Origin of the sequence: Escherichia sp. E14S1 (genome assembly GCF_004211995.1) — a bacterium.
Lineage (GTDB): Bacteria > Pseudomonadota > Gammaproteobacteria > Enterobacterales > Enterobacteriaceae > Escherichia.
In genome coordinates this window covers 1-16768 of sequence record NZ_RHJQ01000017.1, presented here as the reverse complement: position 1 = coordinate 16768, position 16768 = coordinate 1, and the positions used below count along the sequence as shown (strand labels likewise).

At 49.4% G+C, this 16768-nt stretch carries 10 protein-coding genes and 1 pseudogene; 5 read left to right on the top strand and 6 right to left on the bottom strand.

What is annotated here, in order from left to right:
- Positions 1 to 14: 14 nt before the first annotated feature.
- The 3 genes from D9734_RS18295 to D9734_RS18285 form a co-directional block, all read right to left on the bottom strand.
- A complete protein-coding gene (locus D9734_RS18295; RefSeq protein ID WP_240780413.1) occupies positions 15 to 986 on the bottom strand; it encodes a ParB family protein in 972 nt (323 codons plus the stop codon).
- Positions 983 to 2188, bottom strand: a complete 1206-nt coding sequence (locus tag D9734_RS18290; protein ID WP_130209509.1) for an AAA family ATPase — start codon at positions 2186 to 2188, stop codon at positions 983 to 985. The genes D9734_RS18295 and D9734_RS18290 overlap by 4 nt, the downstream gene beginning before the upstream one ends.
- Before the next feature lie 448 nt (positions 2189 to 2636).
- Positions 2637 to 10493, bottom strand: coding sequence for an Ig-like domain-containing protein (locus D9734_RS18285; protein ID WP_165383294.1), 7857 nt, complete (start codon positions 10491 to 10493; stop codon positions 2637 to 2639).
- 849 nt (positions 10494 to 11342) lie between these two features.
- Between D9734_RS18285 and D9734_RS18280 the strand changes: the two genes are divergently transcribed.
- The 3 genes from D9734_RS18280 to D9734_RS18270 all read left to right on the top strand — a co-directional run bounded on the left by D9734_RS18280 (position 11343) and on the right by D9734_RS18270 (position 13232).
- Complete coding sequence (locus tag D9734_RS18280) at positions 11343 to 12266, top strand: omptin family outer membrane protease (RefSeq protein ID WP_130209505.1); 924 nt, start codon at positions 11343 to 11345, stop codon at positions 12264 to 12266.
- 229 nt (positions 12267 to 12495) lie between these two features.
- The gene (locus D9734_RS18275) at positions 12496 to 12762 is read left to right on the top strand and encodes a DUF1778 domain-containing protein (RefSeq protein WP_130209503.1); all 267 of its coding nucleotides are present in this window, start codon (positions 12496 to 12498) and stop codon (positions 12760 to 12762) included.
- Entirely contained in the window at positions 12750 to 13232 is a 483-nt protein-coding gene (locus D9734_RS18270) for a GNAT family N-acetyltransferase (RefSeq protein WP_130209501.1), read from the top strand. The genes D9734_RS18275 and D9734_RS18270 overlap by 13 nt, the downstream gene beginning before the upstream one ends.
- A gap of 513 nt (positions 13233 to 13745) precedes the next feature.
- Here D9734_RS18270 and D9734_RS18265 read toward each other — a convergent pair.
- From D9734_RS18265 to D9734_RS23265, 3 genes are all read right to left on the bottom strand, one after another.
- Positions 13746 to 14246 (bottom strand): DUF6622 family protein, encoded by a 501-nt coding sequence (locus D9734_RS18265; RefSeq protein ID WP_130209499.1) that lies wholly within the window; start codon positions 14244 to 14246, stop codon positions 13746 to 13748.
- Positions 14247 to 14302: 56 nt separating this feature from the next.
- Complete coding sequence (locus tag D9734_RS18260) at positions 14303 to 14806, bottom strand: helix-turn-helix domain-containing protein (protein ID WP_130209643.1); 504 nt, start codon at positions 14804 to 14806, stop codon at positions 14303 to 14305.
- Between the two features lie 312 nt (positions 14807 to 15118).
- Positions 15119 to 15280, bottom strand: a complete 162-nt coding sequence (locus tag D9734_RS23265; protein ID WP_165382765.1) for a hypothetical protein — start codon at positions 15278 to 15280, stop codon at positions 15119 to 15121.
- A 449-nt stretch (positions 15281 to 15729) separates the two neighbouring features.
- On the opposite strand from D9734_RS23265, the gene hipB reads away from it, so the two are divergent.
- Both hipB and D9734_RS18250 read left to right on the top strand, forming a co-directional pair.
- Complete coding sequence (gene hipB, locus D9734_RS18255; protein ID WP_130209497.1) at positions 15730 to 15996, top strand: type II toxin-antitoxin system antitoxin HipB; 267 nt, start codon at positions 15730 to 15732, stop codon at positions 15994 to 15996.
- Positions 15996 to 16768, top strand: a pseudogene (locus D9734_RS18250) (HipA N-terminal domain-containing protein); the annotation flags it as partial. The gene hipB and the pseudogene D9734_RS18250, both read left to right, overlap by 1 nt.

Genomic DNA, 16768 nt, shown 5'->3' with positions numbered 1-16768 from the left:
CCGCGCGAAAACGGTTAATCAAGGTGCCTGGCGAGCACGTCATTAATTGACTGCTCCAGCTCGTCCATGACCTCTTTTGTCAGACGATTAAATTCAAAAGAGATTGTCCGGCCATTAATGCGTTTACGCGCGTATCTGTCTTTGTCATCAAAAGCCCATAGCGACACCACTTTCGCTTTCTCTTTTTTAGGCAGTGAGATCAGCAAAGAGGATTTTTTCTGAATAAGCTTCAGCAGCTTATTTTTAATCTCATCTTCCGCAAGGCCACCTTCGCTCAGAATAAGATCAATATCTTCTGAAATTTGTTCGATCAGCGTGCTCAGTTCGACATTTTTCTCGGCGAGACTTTCGTCCACCGCAGCGAGTAATTTGTAATCGGAAAAATGAAGCTCCGACTGCACCGGAAACAGGGAAACCAGTTCCTGCGGAACGGATGCCGCCTGCATGGCGCGGGAGACTTTGGCCGGCGACAGTTTTTCCTGTGCGGCTATCTGTTTCTGATTCAGACCAGACGCTTTAAGCGCCATCAGGCGTAACCCGACTTCACGCAGGTTATGTTCTTTCGCCGTCTGAATATCTGCCGCCAGTTTACGAGCTTCATCGGCAGATACTGTTGAAGTGGTGACCAGCACTTTCAGTGGGGTATGGCACAAAATTGCCGCCGCGCGTCTGCGGGAACCATCAATAATTTCCACGCCGTCTTCCCGCTCGATGCCGATGCAAGGGAAAAACTGTTGCAGACGAAGCGTGCGGGTAATGTCTTTCAGGGACTCGCTGGTCAGTGAAGTCTGATCGCGGCCATTGATCTCCTGAATAACATACGTCCCATTTTCAACCTCGTTGGCCGGGATGGTGCGCAGCGAAAAAGTAACATGACGCCCAGTGGAGAGGGTAAAGATTTGCTCCTGAGACGGTCCGCCATCATCCTCGTGCAGCGCAGGGGTTTTGAAGGTACGGCCTATGGTGACTCTCTTGGCGCTCATCATACACCTCCATTGGTTCTGATAAATTCAATGCGGTCGAAGACTGCCCGGGCGAAATCTTCGGCGGCGTGGCGGGCATTTTTCAACGCTTCGCTGCTGCCGATATAGGTGGCTGGGTTTGCCGAGACAACGGTGTCGAAAGACTCACCACAACGCTCAAAGCCATCCAGTCGCGGTAATGCGACATCAAGCATATCGCCGCCAAAAATTTCCTTCGCCAGGCTATGACAAAGCTTATGGTCGGCCTTGTTCGACAGTTTTGACATAAAGCCGATATTGCCTTGCAGATTACATTTCATGCCGGATTCATTAATAATTTCAACCAGTTCAGGGAGCCTGGTTAAATATTTCAGCGTCGAGTGGAAATCAACCTGCGCAGGCGGAACCGGCGTTAACAGCAGATCGGCTGAGGCGATAGCATTTTTGAGAAACGCATCAAGGTGTGGGCCGCTATCGATAAAGATGAAATCGTAATCTTTGCGCAGTTTATCAATCACATTCTCTTTCAACACCGCGTGAACATTCTGTCCAGGCAGGTGTTCGGCGCATAACTCATCCCAGCGTGAGGCGATAAACGCATCTTCAATTGAGGCTGGCAGTACGTCCACGCCCGGCACAATGGAAGGCACGATAAATTCTGAGAGCAACTCCTCACGCGATACATTTTGCAGCATGGCCTGTGCGGAGGTGGCCTCGACCATGCCAATGGCCCGGGTATGGTTGAGGAACATGGTTGCTGAAGACTGCGGATCGAGATCAACGACCAGGATGCGTAAGTCTTCATAAAGCAGGTGAGGGTGGGTGCGTAGCGCATGGGCCAGAGAAACGGTAGAAACCGTTTTAGACACGCCACCTTTCAGGTTGCCGATGAAAACGGCGAATGCCGATGGATAGCGGTCGCGATATTTGGGAACGCCACGGTGATGGTAAATGTCGATAATGTTCTGAATCGACATCGCGTATTTGGTGGAGCTACCGGCGGGGCGCTTATCAAACACATAGCCGCTTTCTTCCATCTCGTTGACGGCGTAGTCCACGCTGGCGCGCGTGAGACGGGGCAGCCGGGCAAGCGCTGCCTTGGCATAGACCTGATAAAACTTGTTTTCCTGCAACTCTTCTTTCTGTGACTGAATTTGTTCGGTAAGAGAAAACAGCATTTTCTCTGAACGTTGCGCAACTTTTAACAGATGGACAGGCGTATCCATGATTTTCTGCCTTTATGCTGAAATGATGAATTTCGTCAAGAATGCTACATACAAGTGGCAAAGTAAACATTTCAGATGCAATAAGGTAAAAATAGCGGGTAGCGTCTCACTTATCCGCTGAGTAGTGAGCGTCTCTGGGCGTTATTCGCCAGATCGGAGCGGGGCAGAAGGGCGAGTCATGTAGTGCTGATGACGTACATAAAGCGTCTGTCTGGATAATATCGTTGTTGTATTGCGTTCAACCTGATGGAACTCTGATAGCACTATTTTCAGCCAATACGCGTCAGGTCAATAGTCCAAAAAAATCGGTAATATCAGGGTATTTTTGATAAAAAATGGCCTGCGCAATAAATGTTGCGCAGGCCATTAGATGTTATTTAAGCTGATGCGGTGGGTAATCTCACTGCGTTAGTCAGGCACCTTTATTGGGTGCTAGCGTGATTTCTGTTTAGCTAATGGTTAAATCCAGATCAATGTTGAAATCAACAGCCCAGCTCCAACGGTTACGGGCCATAAAGTGAATCTGACCAGTGTAATGACCGGGGGGAATCTCACTATTATCACTACGAAGCCATGTAAGTTTGGCGGTGAGATTGGGTGCTGAACAAGAATTATAGGCAGAATTAAAGACGCTTTCTCCACATTGAGTTACGCGGTTACCCCTCAGATGAATCGTATATTGGTTGCCATTTTCATCTGTCACAGGTGTCGTAATTTCCGCATAGCCAGCCCCGGAAGAGAGTGTTTCCGCGCCCATTGTGGGGGAGACAGTGACAAATCCCGCTGAAGCACGAGTTTCTAAAGTAACAGATTTATAGATGGCTGAGTCTGTGTTGATGACCCAGCTATTGGATAGTTTACCGTTAAAGAACACAACGTTGCTGTCCTGTTGTGTCGAACCATTAATGAGAGCAGTGACTGTAGCCTTTCCTTCCTCACGCCCCTTAAGTGTGACAGTTGCGACTCCAGAATTATTTGTCTTCGAAGTTGCAGCAGAAAGGGCGTTCAGCGTCGTCTGCCAGTTAACTGTGGCACCGGGAACCACATTATTATTGATGTCCTTAACCGTAGCGTAATAAGTAGACATATCCGAATCGTCATTGTTAATAAGGTTTTTTGCATACGTTAAATCAAATATCGTTGCTGTTTTAACATCGCCAATAAAGGTGACTCCGGGCGCGGCAAGCTGTGTGCCACTTATTGGCATCGTGGCGGTGACAATTGTTGTGGCTGCGATTTTTGTGTGTCCGGTGATGGTTGCGACGCCCTGGTTATCTGTCAGGCTGCTGGTGCCGTCTAACGTCAGATTTGGGTTGTTACTGGTCCAGTCGACCTGGACACCCTCAACCGGATTGCTATGCGCATCTTTGATTATAACTGACCAGGTCACCAGTTCCTTGTCATCGGCTACGGCCTGGGTTTTGTCCACTTTGCTGTCAGACAGAGTCGCGGTAGCAATGTTGCCAATCATATTCACCGTCACGTTCTGGTGACTGTTATTACTTTCCGCCGTGATGTGCGTGGCTCCGGCCTGGGTGGCAGAATAGGTTATCTCTGTAATACCCTGGTTGTTGGTGTCACTGTAATTATTAGCCTGGAAAATCCCACTGGTATTATCGGAGCTCCAGTTAACACGTTGGTTAATAACAGGATGACCGGATTTGTCCGTTACTGTGGCTTTCAGCGTTATGCTATCACCTGCGATCACATCCGTTGTTGTGGATGGGATGAGCACAGAGACTGTGGCGGTAGTCGCATCGGCACCAAAGCTGATGGTTTCAGATGACTGGTTCACGCCATTAACGGTTGCCACGGCCTGATAAGCGAGCACATCCTCTGAGGTGAGCGTTGCTGTAGCCTGACCCTGGGCGTCGGTTTTTTGCGGACTGCCGGTAAGATGATATTTACCTGTTGCTGGCTGAATCTGCCAGGTCACCTCACTCTGGTTGACGGGGTTCTTGTATTCATCTTCCACGGTGGCGGTCAGGGTAACCACATCCTTGTTATTCGCCATTGCGCTGGTTTTACTGGCGCTGACGTTAACCGGTTTTGCACTCTGTATATCAGGCGTGATGGTTAGCTGAATAGTTTTCTGGCTGTGATTGTCGCTGGATGCCGTAATGGTGGTGGCTTTCGCGAGCGTGCTGCTGTAAGTCACCTTCACGTTACCCTGCGCATCGGTGTTCGACGTTGTTTCACTGAAAACACCTGCGGCATTGTCAGACTGCCAGACAACAGGTTTATTCGCGACCGGGTGACCGGATGCGTCCAGAACCTGGGCGGTCAACGTAACAATACCTTTACCGGCTGTGACACTGGTGTTATCTGCCGTCAGGCTTTGCAGCGTAGCAGACGTCGCGTCCTCAGTGAATTTCACTGTACCTGATGTTGCCAGTGCTCCGCTGGCAACATGGCCAATGTTACCGCTGATCTGATGCTCCCCACGTTGTTTTGAGGTCAGAGATACCGTCACTTTACCATTGCTGTCTGACGTGCTGGACGCTGCCGACAGAAGACCCGTTGCAGGTATCGCCGCCCAGTTGATGCTGATGCCCGGCAGCGGGTTATTGTTTGCATCCACCACAATCCCCGTGAAAACAATTTCATCGGTGCCGTTAGCGAGTGCGTTCTGTTTACTGAGTTTCAGGTCGGTAAGCTGCGCAGTGCGGGCGTCACCGATAAAGGTTACCAGTGGCGCATTAAACGCACTGCCTGCTTCTGCCTGTGCGGAGAGGCTGACCGTACCGGCTTTGAGCGCCAACAGTGTAACGGACGCGACGCCCGAAGCACCGGTTGTTGCGCTCGGTGCTGAAAGCGTAACAACCGTACCAGAAGCGCTCCAGGTCACTTTATGATTTGCAACAGGGTTGCCTTTAGCATCTTTTACTGCTGCGGTGTAGGTAATAAGCTCCTTGCCGTCGGCAATAGCCTGCGTTTTATCCACGGTGACGCCAGTCACTTTTGCCGAAGTGCTGTCGGCAATAAAGTGCAGACTTTGTGAACCTACTGCGGCACCTGTCGCGGTGCTGGCGGAAACAACCACATCCCCGCTTGACTGTGACGTTAGTGTTACCACGCTGTTGCCACTGGCATCGGTGGTGTTCTGCGTGCTACTGAGCGTTCCCTTACCGGACGTAATAACCCACTTCACCTGGCTGCCGATCACCGGATGCTTACTGGCATCAGTGACTAGCGCCGTCAATTGAATGGCATCATTCAGGTTGGCGACGGCAGTTTTTTTGTCGGCGTTAAGTGAAGTTACCGCGGCGGTTTTACTGTCCGCCATAAAGTGCAGGACCGGAGACGCCAGCTTCTGCCCCTGCAGCGTGGCAGTCAGCGTAACCTCTTCCACCGCCGGAGAACTGACCTGGACTGTGACATGTCCCTGCTCGTCCGTCTGGGTGGTCGTAGCGGTTAACTGTGCGGTGTTGCTGGTTGAACTCCAGTCGATCTGGACATTCTTTAACGGATTACCCTGTGCGTCTTCTGCGACAGCAGTCAGCGTAGCGCTGTCCTTTCCGTCGGCCAGCAGGGTGGTTTTATCCGGTGAAATGCTTTTCAGCACGGCGCTTTTGGCGTCGGCAACAAACGTCAGCGTGGTGGTTTGTTTCGCTGCACCGTTCGCGGTGGTGGCGGAAACAGTTGTCTGCCCGGCGTGTGTGGAGGTGAAATGCATGGTTGCAACCCCCTGATTATCCGCAAGGCTGTTGGTGCTGGCGAAGATCAGCTTCGGATCGTTGCTGCTCCAGTTAACCTGTGCGCCAGGCAGGATATTGCCGTTTGCATCTTTCACCGTGACCGACCATGTTATCTGTTCATTGCCATCGGCTACGGCCTGGGTTTTGTCCACTTTACTGTCAGACAGGGTCGCGGTGGTCATATCACCGATAATATTCACCGTTATATCCCGGCTGGTTTGATTGGAACTCGCCGTGATATGCGTGGCACCGGAACGGGTGGCCTTATATTTCATCTCCGCGATACCCTGACTGTTGGTTTCGCTGGCAGCAGCTGGCGAGAAATCGCCAGTGGTGTTATCAGAACTCCAGTAAACTATTTGCTTTGCAACAGGGTGGCCGCTGCTGTCAGTGACTACGGCCCGTAGCGTAATGATATCTTTGCCCGCAACAATATCGGATGTTGTGGACGATGTCAGGGCGGCAACACCGATGGTGGCTGCGTCGACATCAAAGTTGATGGTTGCAGACGATTTGTTCACACCGTTAGCGGTTGCCACGGCCTGACAGGCGACCACATCCTCTGAAGCCAGCGTTGCGGTAACCCGGCCCTGATCATCGGTTTTTTGTGGGCTACCGGTAAGATGATACTTACCTGCCGGTTGGATCTGCCAGTTAACATCACTCTGGCTGACGGGGTTTTTGTATTGATCTTCCACTCTGGCGGTCAGGGTGACCACATCCTTGCCATTCGCCGTTGCGCTGGTTTTATTGACACTGACATCAACAGGTTTTGCGCTCTTGACATCGGGCGTGATGGTTAGCTTCACGGTTTTCTGACTGTTATTGTCACTGGATGCGGTGATCGTGGTGGCCTGTGCACGGGTGCTGCTGTAGGTCACCTTCGCATTACCCTGGGCGTCGGTATTCGAGGTGGTTTCACTGAAAACCCCCGCGGCATTGTCAGACTTCCAGACGACAGATTTATTCGCCACCGGATGGCCGGATGCGTCCAGCACCTGAGTGGTCAGCGTGACGCTGCCTGTACCGGCGGTGATACTGGTTTTGTCTGCATTCAGGGCAGACAGGCTGGCCGTGGCGGCATCCTCGGTGAATATCACGCTGTTTGAGGTAATTGCTTTACCGTTCACCAGAGCGGTAACCTGATGCGCCCCGCGTTGTTTTGAAGCCAGGGATACCGTCACGTTACCGTTGCTGTCTGACGTACCAGAGGCCGCGGACAGGTGGCCAGTGGCAGGTGTTGCGCTCCAGTTGATGCTGATACCCGACAGCGGGTTACTGTTCGCATCCATCACTGTACCCGTGAAGGTGACTTCATCGGTGCCGTTGGCGAGCGCATTCTGTTTACTGATTTTAAGGTCAGTAAGCTGTGCGGTGCGGGTGTCTCCGGTAAAGGTTACCGGGGAAGCATTAAACGCAACGCCTGCTTCAGCCTGTGCAGAGAGGCTGGCTGTACCGGCTTTCAGCGCCGACAGTGTGACCGAGGTTATCCCGGAAGCATCAGTTTGCGTGGTTGCTGCAGAAAGGATGACGCCAGCGCCGGAGGCATGCCATGTTACTTTATGGCTTGCCAGGGCGTTGCCTTTCTCATCTTTTACTGTCGCGATGTAGGTTACAGATTCTTTTCCGTCGGCAACGGCGTGTTTTTTATCCACGGTGACGTCGGTGACTTTTGCCGAAGTGCTGTCGGCAATAAAATGCAGGTTATGAGAAGCCACTGCGCTACTGCCTGCGGTGCTGGCAGTAACCACCACATCCCCGCTTGAGGCTGACGTCAGCATGACCTTGCTGTAACCACTGGCATCGGTGGTGTTCTGCTCGGTGCTGAGTACCCCTTTACCGGACGTAATGGTCCACTTCACCGGGCTGCCGGATACAGGATGCTGGTGTGCATCGCAAATCAGTGCAGTCAGCTGAATGGCGTCATTCAGGTTGGCAATGGCGGTTTCTTTACTGGTGTTAAGCGACGTTACCGCAGCACTTTTATTATCAACCGTAAAATGCAACGTCGGGGAGGTCATCTTCTTCCCCTGGAGGGCAGCCGTCAGTGCCACATCTTCCACAGCAGAGGAGCTAACCTGGGTTGTAGCTTTGCCTTCGTCATCCGTCAGCGCGGTTGTCGGGGCAAAATGCGCGGTAGTACTGAGGGTACTCCAGTCGATCTGGACATTTTTTAATGGGTTACCTAACGCATCTTCTATAATAACGGTTAGCGTTGCGCTCTCTTTCCCGTCGGCCAGCAGCGTGGTCTTATCCGGTGTAATATTTTTCAGCACGGCGCTTTTGGCGTCGGCCGCAAAAGTCAGAGGAATGGAGTGTTTTGGTACCGCTTTCCCGGTTGTCTTGTCTCCGGTGGTGGCGGAAACGGTAACCTGTCCGGCACTGGTGGAGGTGAGAAGCATGGTTGCCACGCCATTCTCGTTGGTTTGGCTCTGGCTGCCAGCCAGATGTGCTGTGGTACTACCGGAACTAATGGCCCAGTTCACGGTCTGGTTTGGTAAAGGGTGGTTGCTGGTATCGGTCACGATGGCCTGCAGGATGATAGTGTCCTGGCCATTGGCGATAGCACCGGTTTTATCGCCATCAATCTGGCTGATCACTGCGTTGGCATTATCCGCAATAAACTGCAGCGCTTCACTTTTAATCATTTCGCCGTTATCGAGATGGGCGCTGATTGTTGTACTCAGGAGCTGGGAACTGGTCAGCGAGATGCTGGCGTTCCCCTGGGCATCGGTGCGAGCGGACGTTGCCGACAGGAGAGCTTGCGCATTATCCGTGGTCCAGGTAACGGGGACGCCCGATACAGGATTCCCCGTTGCATCCACGACGTGTGCAGTGAGGCTGATGGCATCTTTGCCGTTAGCCAGGGCTGACGGCACAGATGCGGTTATCCCGTGGGCAGCAAAGCGCTCGCTGGCAGCGGGAGATTCCAGAGTAATGGTTGTGCTGCTAATCTTCTGAGTTTTGTTATAGAAAACATCGACAGTTGTCTGTCCAGGCATATTGCCGGCATGGAAAGTACTGACATACACACCGGGCGAGGTTTCTTTAAACGCTGAGATACTGGCTGGCACCTGCGTTGGCGCGGTTGCCGGAGAGAGGTTGGTTTTCTTTTGCAGCCTGGCTTTCTTTTGTGGCTTCTGTTGTTTTGAGTTGGCTTGCGTGATTTGAGCACTGAGGTTAGCTGCCTGACCGGTGACTTTCTCACCACTGGCGGTGGTCAGCGTCACGCTAATCGGTGTGCTGCTTGCTCCGTCCGCTGGCAGCGTCATTTTAGCGGCGCTGGCGGTGGTGACTGCGTGTTGAATATTAAAACTGTCAACCTGCACAGTCATGTACGCCGGTGGCGACTGGTTACCTTTCGTATCCAGAGCCGTCGCGGAAACAACATAGACATTCTTCACGGCGTTGCCGGTATGATAATGCGGGAATGTGACGGACCAGGCGCCATTTTTCTCGCTGATGTTGCCGCCGTTTTTCAGCAGACTGTCGGCCTGCCAGTGGATGTGATCAAGGGGATATTTGCTCTTTACCTGCACATTTACCGGCAGGGTCATAGATTCAGTGCCGGAAATTTTATCCTGCAGGGTCAGCCAGATAACCTGTTGCTTACGGTACTCCAGCACAATGTCGTTGTTTCTGTTTACCAGCTCGTAACGGCTACCCATCAGCGTTCTGCTGGCGCCGACGGCGTCTGGATCGAGATGGCTCGCCAGGGATTCGCCCATTTTCCAGTTGAGATTGAGGTTCACCTGGGTGTCGTTCTGATCACCTTTACCCATTTTTTGGTTCAGGCCCACGGTCATCAGTGGGAATGGCGTGTAGTTGACGCCCAGCGTCATGGCCCACGAGTTGCTCAGGCGCTTATCACTGCTATTCTGCGAGAGTGCCACTTCCTCACCAAAGTACTGCTCCCACGCCAGTTCTGCGCCTAACTGTGGATAAACGGGTAAATACCCCTCGGCGCGAATGTCATAGCCATTGGCGACGCGTTCCTGATAATCGTCATAGCGTTTTGAATTCTTCCAGCCGGAAAGTCGGCGGTAACCGTTTGCGCTCAGGCGGAAGAAATCGCCACCCAGCTCCGTACCGACGCCCAGACGCTGATGCTTATTACCGGAGAGCTGCTGGTCATAAAAAGTGTTGACGCCCCACATCCAGTGGTCAGCGAAGTAACGATAACCAATACCGATATTGGCTATATCGCGGTTATCATTGCGGCGGGCGCCAACCTGGGTAAACACGAGATCCTGCTTCTTGTTATCGTAAAGAGGGACCAGGAGATCCACGCTGGCATTATTGAGTGCCATTTTGCGGTCCAGGGTCGCGTTAACTTTGGCGGTTCCGAACTGCTGCAACCACTGTTGCACTTCACTGGTGGCAATCGAAGAAGTGCTGCCGATGGCTGAGGATATCAGCGCATCTGTTCTGTTGCTCTGCTTTAATAATTCAGCCGTGCTGGTAATGATCGAAGCGATTTTTTTATCGTCACCATCATCCTGTGCTGCCGTTTTTGCAGAGTGCTTTCCTTTTTCTTCTTGTTTGGATTTATTCTCCGGCGAATTCGTTGCTGCCTGAGCAGGGAACGTAAAAACAAAGGAGTTCATAAAAATAACCGTGAGCTGCAAAAATATTTGCAGGCAGGCCGTGAGTCTCTGTTTCATAATAACATCAGTCTGTTGTTTGAAATTTGTTAATAGACGGCGGACAGTATTTAAATATATCCGTGCCAATCTTCCTTAAAGTACTTTTTTCTTCTGTTCAAATTGCCTGAGGCAGACGGCGGAACAGTGTATTGCTGACGTTTATTTGCACGTCGGTGTAATGTGTTTAATTTGTATCTCCTGGCCTGGGAGGTGATAGAAACTAAAGAATGTTAATGATTTTTTGTTAATAATGGAATATTCGGATAGTTATGGTTTTATGTGTATTTTTTAATGAAAACATACTGTTGCGTATAACAGTTGCTATAATTCCTGGTAATGTTGTTTATAACTAGAATATATAGGTCTGGTTGCTATGTGAAATCACAGCATAAAATTCCATTATTACTGCGTTGGTTGGCGTCGATGCTATAGTGATTTATCTTTGTGATATGATTATATGTATGTATATCAATCAATTATATTTCTTTGGAGTTGTGTTGTATTTTGAGTTACGTTGTTTGAGTTTTTATTAGGGGTTTTACCTTAATTTGTTCTGATGTCAATGAATGTTCTATTTTAAAATGTGGAATAACCACGTAATTCTGCATAATTTGATTGATTGCAGTCGCGGGATGTATGGCATTATGGGCTGTAAAAATATCATAGTCCAATCAGGTTAAATATATCCATAAATGACAGCATTTCCATCATTTAGTCAGTAGTAATTGCTGCTGAGGTATAACTGAAAAATTTATCGGTGCGCTGATGTCAGTCATAAGGCATATCCACCAGGTTATAAGGGTAAAAGCGATGTTTAAAAGAGTATTACTTACCGGGGCAGGTTTACTTGCATTAACGCCATTGGCATATGCTGACCAGAGCGTTAACTTTTCTCCTGAGAGTGTGTCAGTTGAAACTTCCCTTTCGGTGTTAAACGGGGAGTCTCGCGAATTTGTTTATGATGAAGGGGTTAAAGCAAGCCAGCTTAACTGGAAAATAAACAATGCGCCGATTATTAAAGCAGGTATTACCTGGGAGCCATTATCATGGTTGTCGCTGAATGCTAATGGGTGGACAACGCTGGCATCTCGCGGTTCAGGTATGGATGATTATGACTGGTCTTATCCTTCGCAAAGCCACTGGAGTGACTGGTCTGGCAGTCCTGACACGCACCTGAATTTTGCCAACCAGTTTGATCTGAACCTTACTGGCTGGTTGCTGAAAGAAGATAGCTTTAAGCTCGGTGCTTTGGTGGGGTATCAAGAAACCCGTTTTAGTTGGCTGGCCGAGGGCGGGCATTATTCCTATGATAATGGTGCTAATGAGGGCGATTTCCCGCGAGGTGAGCGTACCATTGGTTACCAGCAGAAATACCGGGTGCCTTACTTAGGGCTGAAGGGTCAATATATTTACCAGGATTTTGATATCACAGCCCAGTTTAAATTCAGTCCGTGGGTAGAAGCGCGTGACCATGATGAGCATTACCTGCGTGACTTGAGTTTTAATGAAAGTGCCAGTAATTCAAACTATTACTCAGGGACTATCAATGCGGGATATCACATTACTTCTCAGGCTCGTGTCTTCACTGAACTGAGCTGGACGCGTTTTTCTGAAGGCAGGGGTGACACAGCTGTACGTGATAAAGTCACAGGTGACTCTGAACATTACAATGATGCTGCGGGTATTCAAAACTATAACTACGCCATTGGCGCAGGGATTGAGTACCGCTTCTGATGGTTAAATGCGTCTTCGGGGGCAGTAAACGCCCCCGAATTTAAATAAAAATTACGTAGTTACAACATCCTGATAGTTTACCCATCCGTTGCAGCAGCCGTCTTGCCAACATTAAGTACCTTTAGTCAGTAACACTCTGGTGAAAGATTCAGTTATCCGCTATGTATAGTAATTGCTACACAGCAATAATCTGCTATGCTGTATAGCAAATGCTATACGGAGTGTTACCATGAAATCAGATGTCCAACTCAACCTTCGCGCCAGAGAATCCCAGCGGGCGCTGATAGATACGGCAGCAGAAATTCTGCATAAGTCGCGCACGGATTTTATCCTCGAAATGGCTTGCCAGGCCGCAGAGAATGTCATTCTTGAACGCAGGGTGTTTAATTTGAACGAGGAGCAGTATGCCGAGTTTATCGATATGATCGATGCACCGGTAGAATCTAACCCAGCATTAGAAAAACTTCTGGCAAGGAAACCACAGTGGGATTTGTAACTCAGCCTGAACCTTTATCGAGTTCTCATCAACTTGCGGAATTTGTTAGCGGTGAGGCTGTTCTGGATGAATGGTTAAAACACCGAGGCTTAAAGAATCAGGCGCTTGGGGCTGCGCGGACGTTTGTTATCTGCAAGCAAGAGACAAAACGTGTAGTTGGTTATTACTCACTTGCAACCGGTAGTGTGAATCATGTCGAAGCAACGGGAAATATTCGCCGTAATATGCCTGACCCCATACCGGTGATTATCCTGGCTCGTCTGGCGGTCGATCTTTCATTCCACGGTAAAGGACTGGGCGCCGATCTGCTTCATGATGCGGTATTGCGATGCTATAGAGTCGCTGAAAATATTGGTGTTCGCGCCATTATGGTTCATGCACTTACTGACACTGCCCGACGCTTTTACCTGCATCATGGTTTTAAAGCATCACAAACGCAGGAGAGAACGTTGTTTCTCCGACTGCCGTAATAATGGGGGGCAAGGGAGATTGAAATGTGCATACCGAGGCCTTCCAGATGTGTCATTTAACATAATCTTTGTTATATGTACTTTAAAATCAATAAGTTACTTTTTTATGCGATTCATTGTACGCACTTAGGCATGGCTTGCGATAAATGTCACTCGGCCCCAGTCGGTTAACAGAACAGCAATATAGAACATTAAGCGCGATAGGTCAGTTATAGACGCGGACGGCGCTGTTGAGTGTCTGCTGTGAAGCAGACATTTAATTAAATAAATGACGGGATAACGATATTGCTCGTTCTCCACGGTTTACGGATTTTAAGCAAAGCTTTTTGTAAGTTATCAATTGTCACAGATCCAAGAGCAATCCTACAACGCTTATAGCGTTTATGCCTTGGGGTATACCCTAACTGTGCGACCATCGCTTACCACAAGCGAAAATTTCAATTTCATCTGGCGTGAGCCAACAACAATGAATAGCGGGTCCTTTGGGTTTCGATCACCGGTAGTTACGGTTAATCATCTTCTGCTGTACCAAGGGATGAAAAGGCTCAGGGTTCCTCCCCAGAATACGCCATCAATAAGTCCTGTTACACCGCCAAACAACATACAAAAACTTGCGGATGACCGTAATCCCGGTTGCAGATAAATGGCTGAAGTAAGTATGAACTTCATGCAAAAAGTAATCACAATCAGCCCCAGGGTCAGCGGCGTCCCAGCCCTGATAATCATGCCCGGATTATCTGAATCTCTCAGCGGTGGCTGTAAGCGCCACAACCTGTATCCAAGAGCCGTGCCTGCGAGCAGTCCTGCTGCCATCATTGAAAGGCTTGCGCCAGCAAGTGCTGTCTCAGTGATAACACCATATGCCCCCCAGACAAGAAAAAGCACTGGGAGAAAAAACAACCGCCTGATTGTCATCTCCCGGACATAAAGAGCAGCAAAGCCGCGTCGCAGTAAAAAAGCCAGCAGGATCCATATCCAGACAGGTGTATCTCTTAAAAAGATTGCAATATTCATAAGTTGTCCCAGTTACGAAAGTTAATCTTTTTCAGTACAGGTGAATCGGCACACCATTACTTTTCAGTGGTATTGTTATTCGATATTTTATTTCCTGACCGAAGAATTTTCTGCAACCTGCGTTGTTGCCATAAGGCGATTTTCCCTCGCATGATAAACACGCGTATTCCCCTGAGTATGACAAGTCCTCCCCATATAACAGCTACCACAACGGACCAGTAACTTTCCGGGGTAAACAGAGAGTTAATTATCATTAATGCTGTGCATACCAGAACAGCAGTAACCAGAATCCGATAAAACCGGGTTTCCTGTGCTACCTGAATTTTGGCTTCGCTGATGCGTTCATCAAGAGCCTGGCTGGCAACGTAAGTCTCTTCCGAGAGATCAGAAACATTTATATCAAAGGCTGAAGCAATCGCACTGAGTGTTTCCAGACTCGGCTTCTGGCCTTTTTCAGTTCGCTGCACAGTCCTTACAGAAAGAGAGGCGACTTCAGCCAGTTGTTCCTGCGACCATGCCTTTCTCAGACGATATGTTTTCACCTTTTCAGCGACAGTCATCATTGTTCCCGTTCTCTGCAATGTCTGTGACAATAATACTTGCACATCAGTCCGGCACCGTATACGACACCACCATGACAGCAAGGCGACACGCCAGTGTCATAAGGTCGGACCCCTGCACATTCAGTTGGGTCTGGGGTTGGGTGACAGCCGCAGCTTCCCGTTCTTTCCGTCGACTTCCAGCATCAGCGGAACGTCTGAATTTATGCTGAATATAGAGAAACTGAAGTAAAAGAGGAGCAGGGTTACCCCTTACTGGTGATGCCGCAGTAATGATGATTATCTCGTCTTATCCGGATTCCGGTCACAAGGTTATGCTCCGTTTTTGTGGATAACCAGCTGTCCGTCAGCATGGATCAACATATCATTCACCCGGCATAGTGGATTACCTACATACGGCTCGCGAGTCCTGCGACCAGTGTCTGTCATGATGGTGGACGCAGGGCTACCTGCGGCAAACTCCGATTCAGCCATGAAGCACACTATACCGGGTGCGCACTTTCACTGGATCCACTACACAGGGTACAGCTTTCACTTCAGTATCATCGCGTTATCAGAGCCGATCATCATTCACGATACACTGTACCAGGTAAAGTTTCCTAACCGTGCCATCACGCTATCAGGTATGGTGGCAATGACGTGATCCACTATATCGGGTACTGATCACATTCTTGGCTAAAATACACACAAAACACACAGAAAAGTCAGAAGAAAATGGACTGCATCGGGGTAATGGGGCTGACGCCACCCGGTGTAGTGGAGATGCACTATACCTGTATGGTCGTTTTTATCCGCGATCGCGGCTATCGCAGTGTTTATCCCGTAAAGCGGATAAAATGCGTTTGCAGATTGACTTTATCCTCACTAAAGGATAAAACTGAAAATATCCCCTAAAGCGGATAAACTTCTTGTGGACGTATGGCATGATAAGCTTTCCGATGATCTATAGCCCAACGCAATTAGCAAATGCAATGAAACTGGTTCGTCAGCAAAATGGCTGGACGCAGAGCGAGCTGGCGAAAAAAATCGGTATAAAACAGGCGACCATTTCCAATTTCGAAAACAACCCTGACAACACCACGCTAACAACATTTTTTAAGATATTACTGTCGCTTAAGCTATCAATGACGCTATGCGACACGAAAAATGCCTCGCCAGAATCAACTGATCAGCAAGATCTGGAGTGGTAATGCCTAAACTTGTCACGTGGATGAACAACCAGCGGGTAGGCGAGTTGACGAAGCTGGCCAACGGTGCCCATACCTTTAAGTATGCGCCGGAGTGGTTAGCCAACCGTTATGCCAGGCCATTGTCGCTTTCGCTGCCATTGCAGAGGGGGAATATCACCTCTGATGCCGTATTTAACTTCTTCGATAACCTGTTACCCGATAGCCCGATTTTACGCGACCGGATCGTTAAACGTTATCATGCTAAATCCAGACAACCGTTTGATTTATTGTCAGAAATAGGGCGAGACAGCGTTGGCGCCGTGACGTTATTACCAGAAGACGAAACCGTAACGCGCCCGATAATGGCATGGGAAAAGCTTACTGAAGCCAGACTTGAAGAAGTATTAACGGCTTATAAAGCAGATATCCCGCTAGACATGATTAGGAGGAAGATGACTTTCGCATCTCGGTTGCTGGCGCGCAGGAGAAGACCGCGCTGCTCAGAATGGGCAATGACTGGTGCATTCCGAAAGGAATAACGCCGACGACGCATATCATTAAATTGCCGATTGGTGAAATCAGGCAGCCCAACGCGACGCTCGATCTCAGTCAGAGTGTTGATAATGAGTATTACTGTCTGCTGCTGGCAAAAGAATTCGGGTTGAATGTTCCCGACGCAGAAATCATTAAAGCGGGAAAGGTGCGCGCGTTAGCGGTCGAACGCTTTGACAGACGCTGGAATACTGAACGAACGGTTTTACTTCGCTTGCCGCAGGAGGATATGTGTCAGACA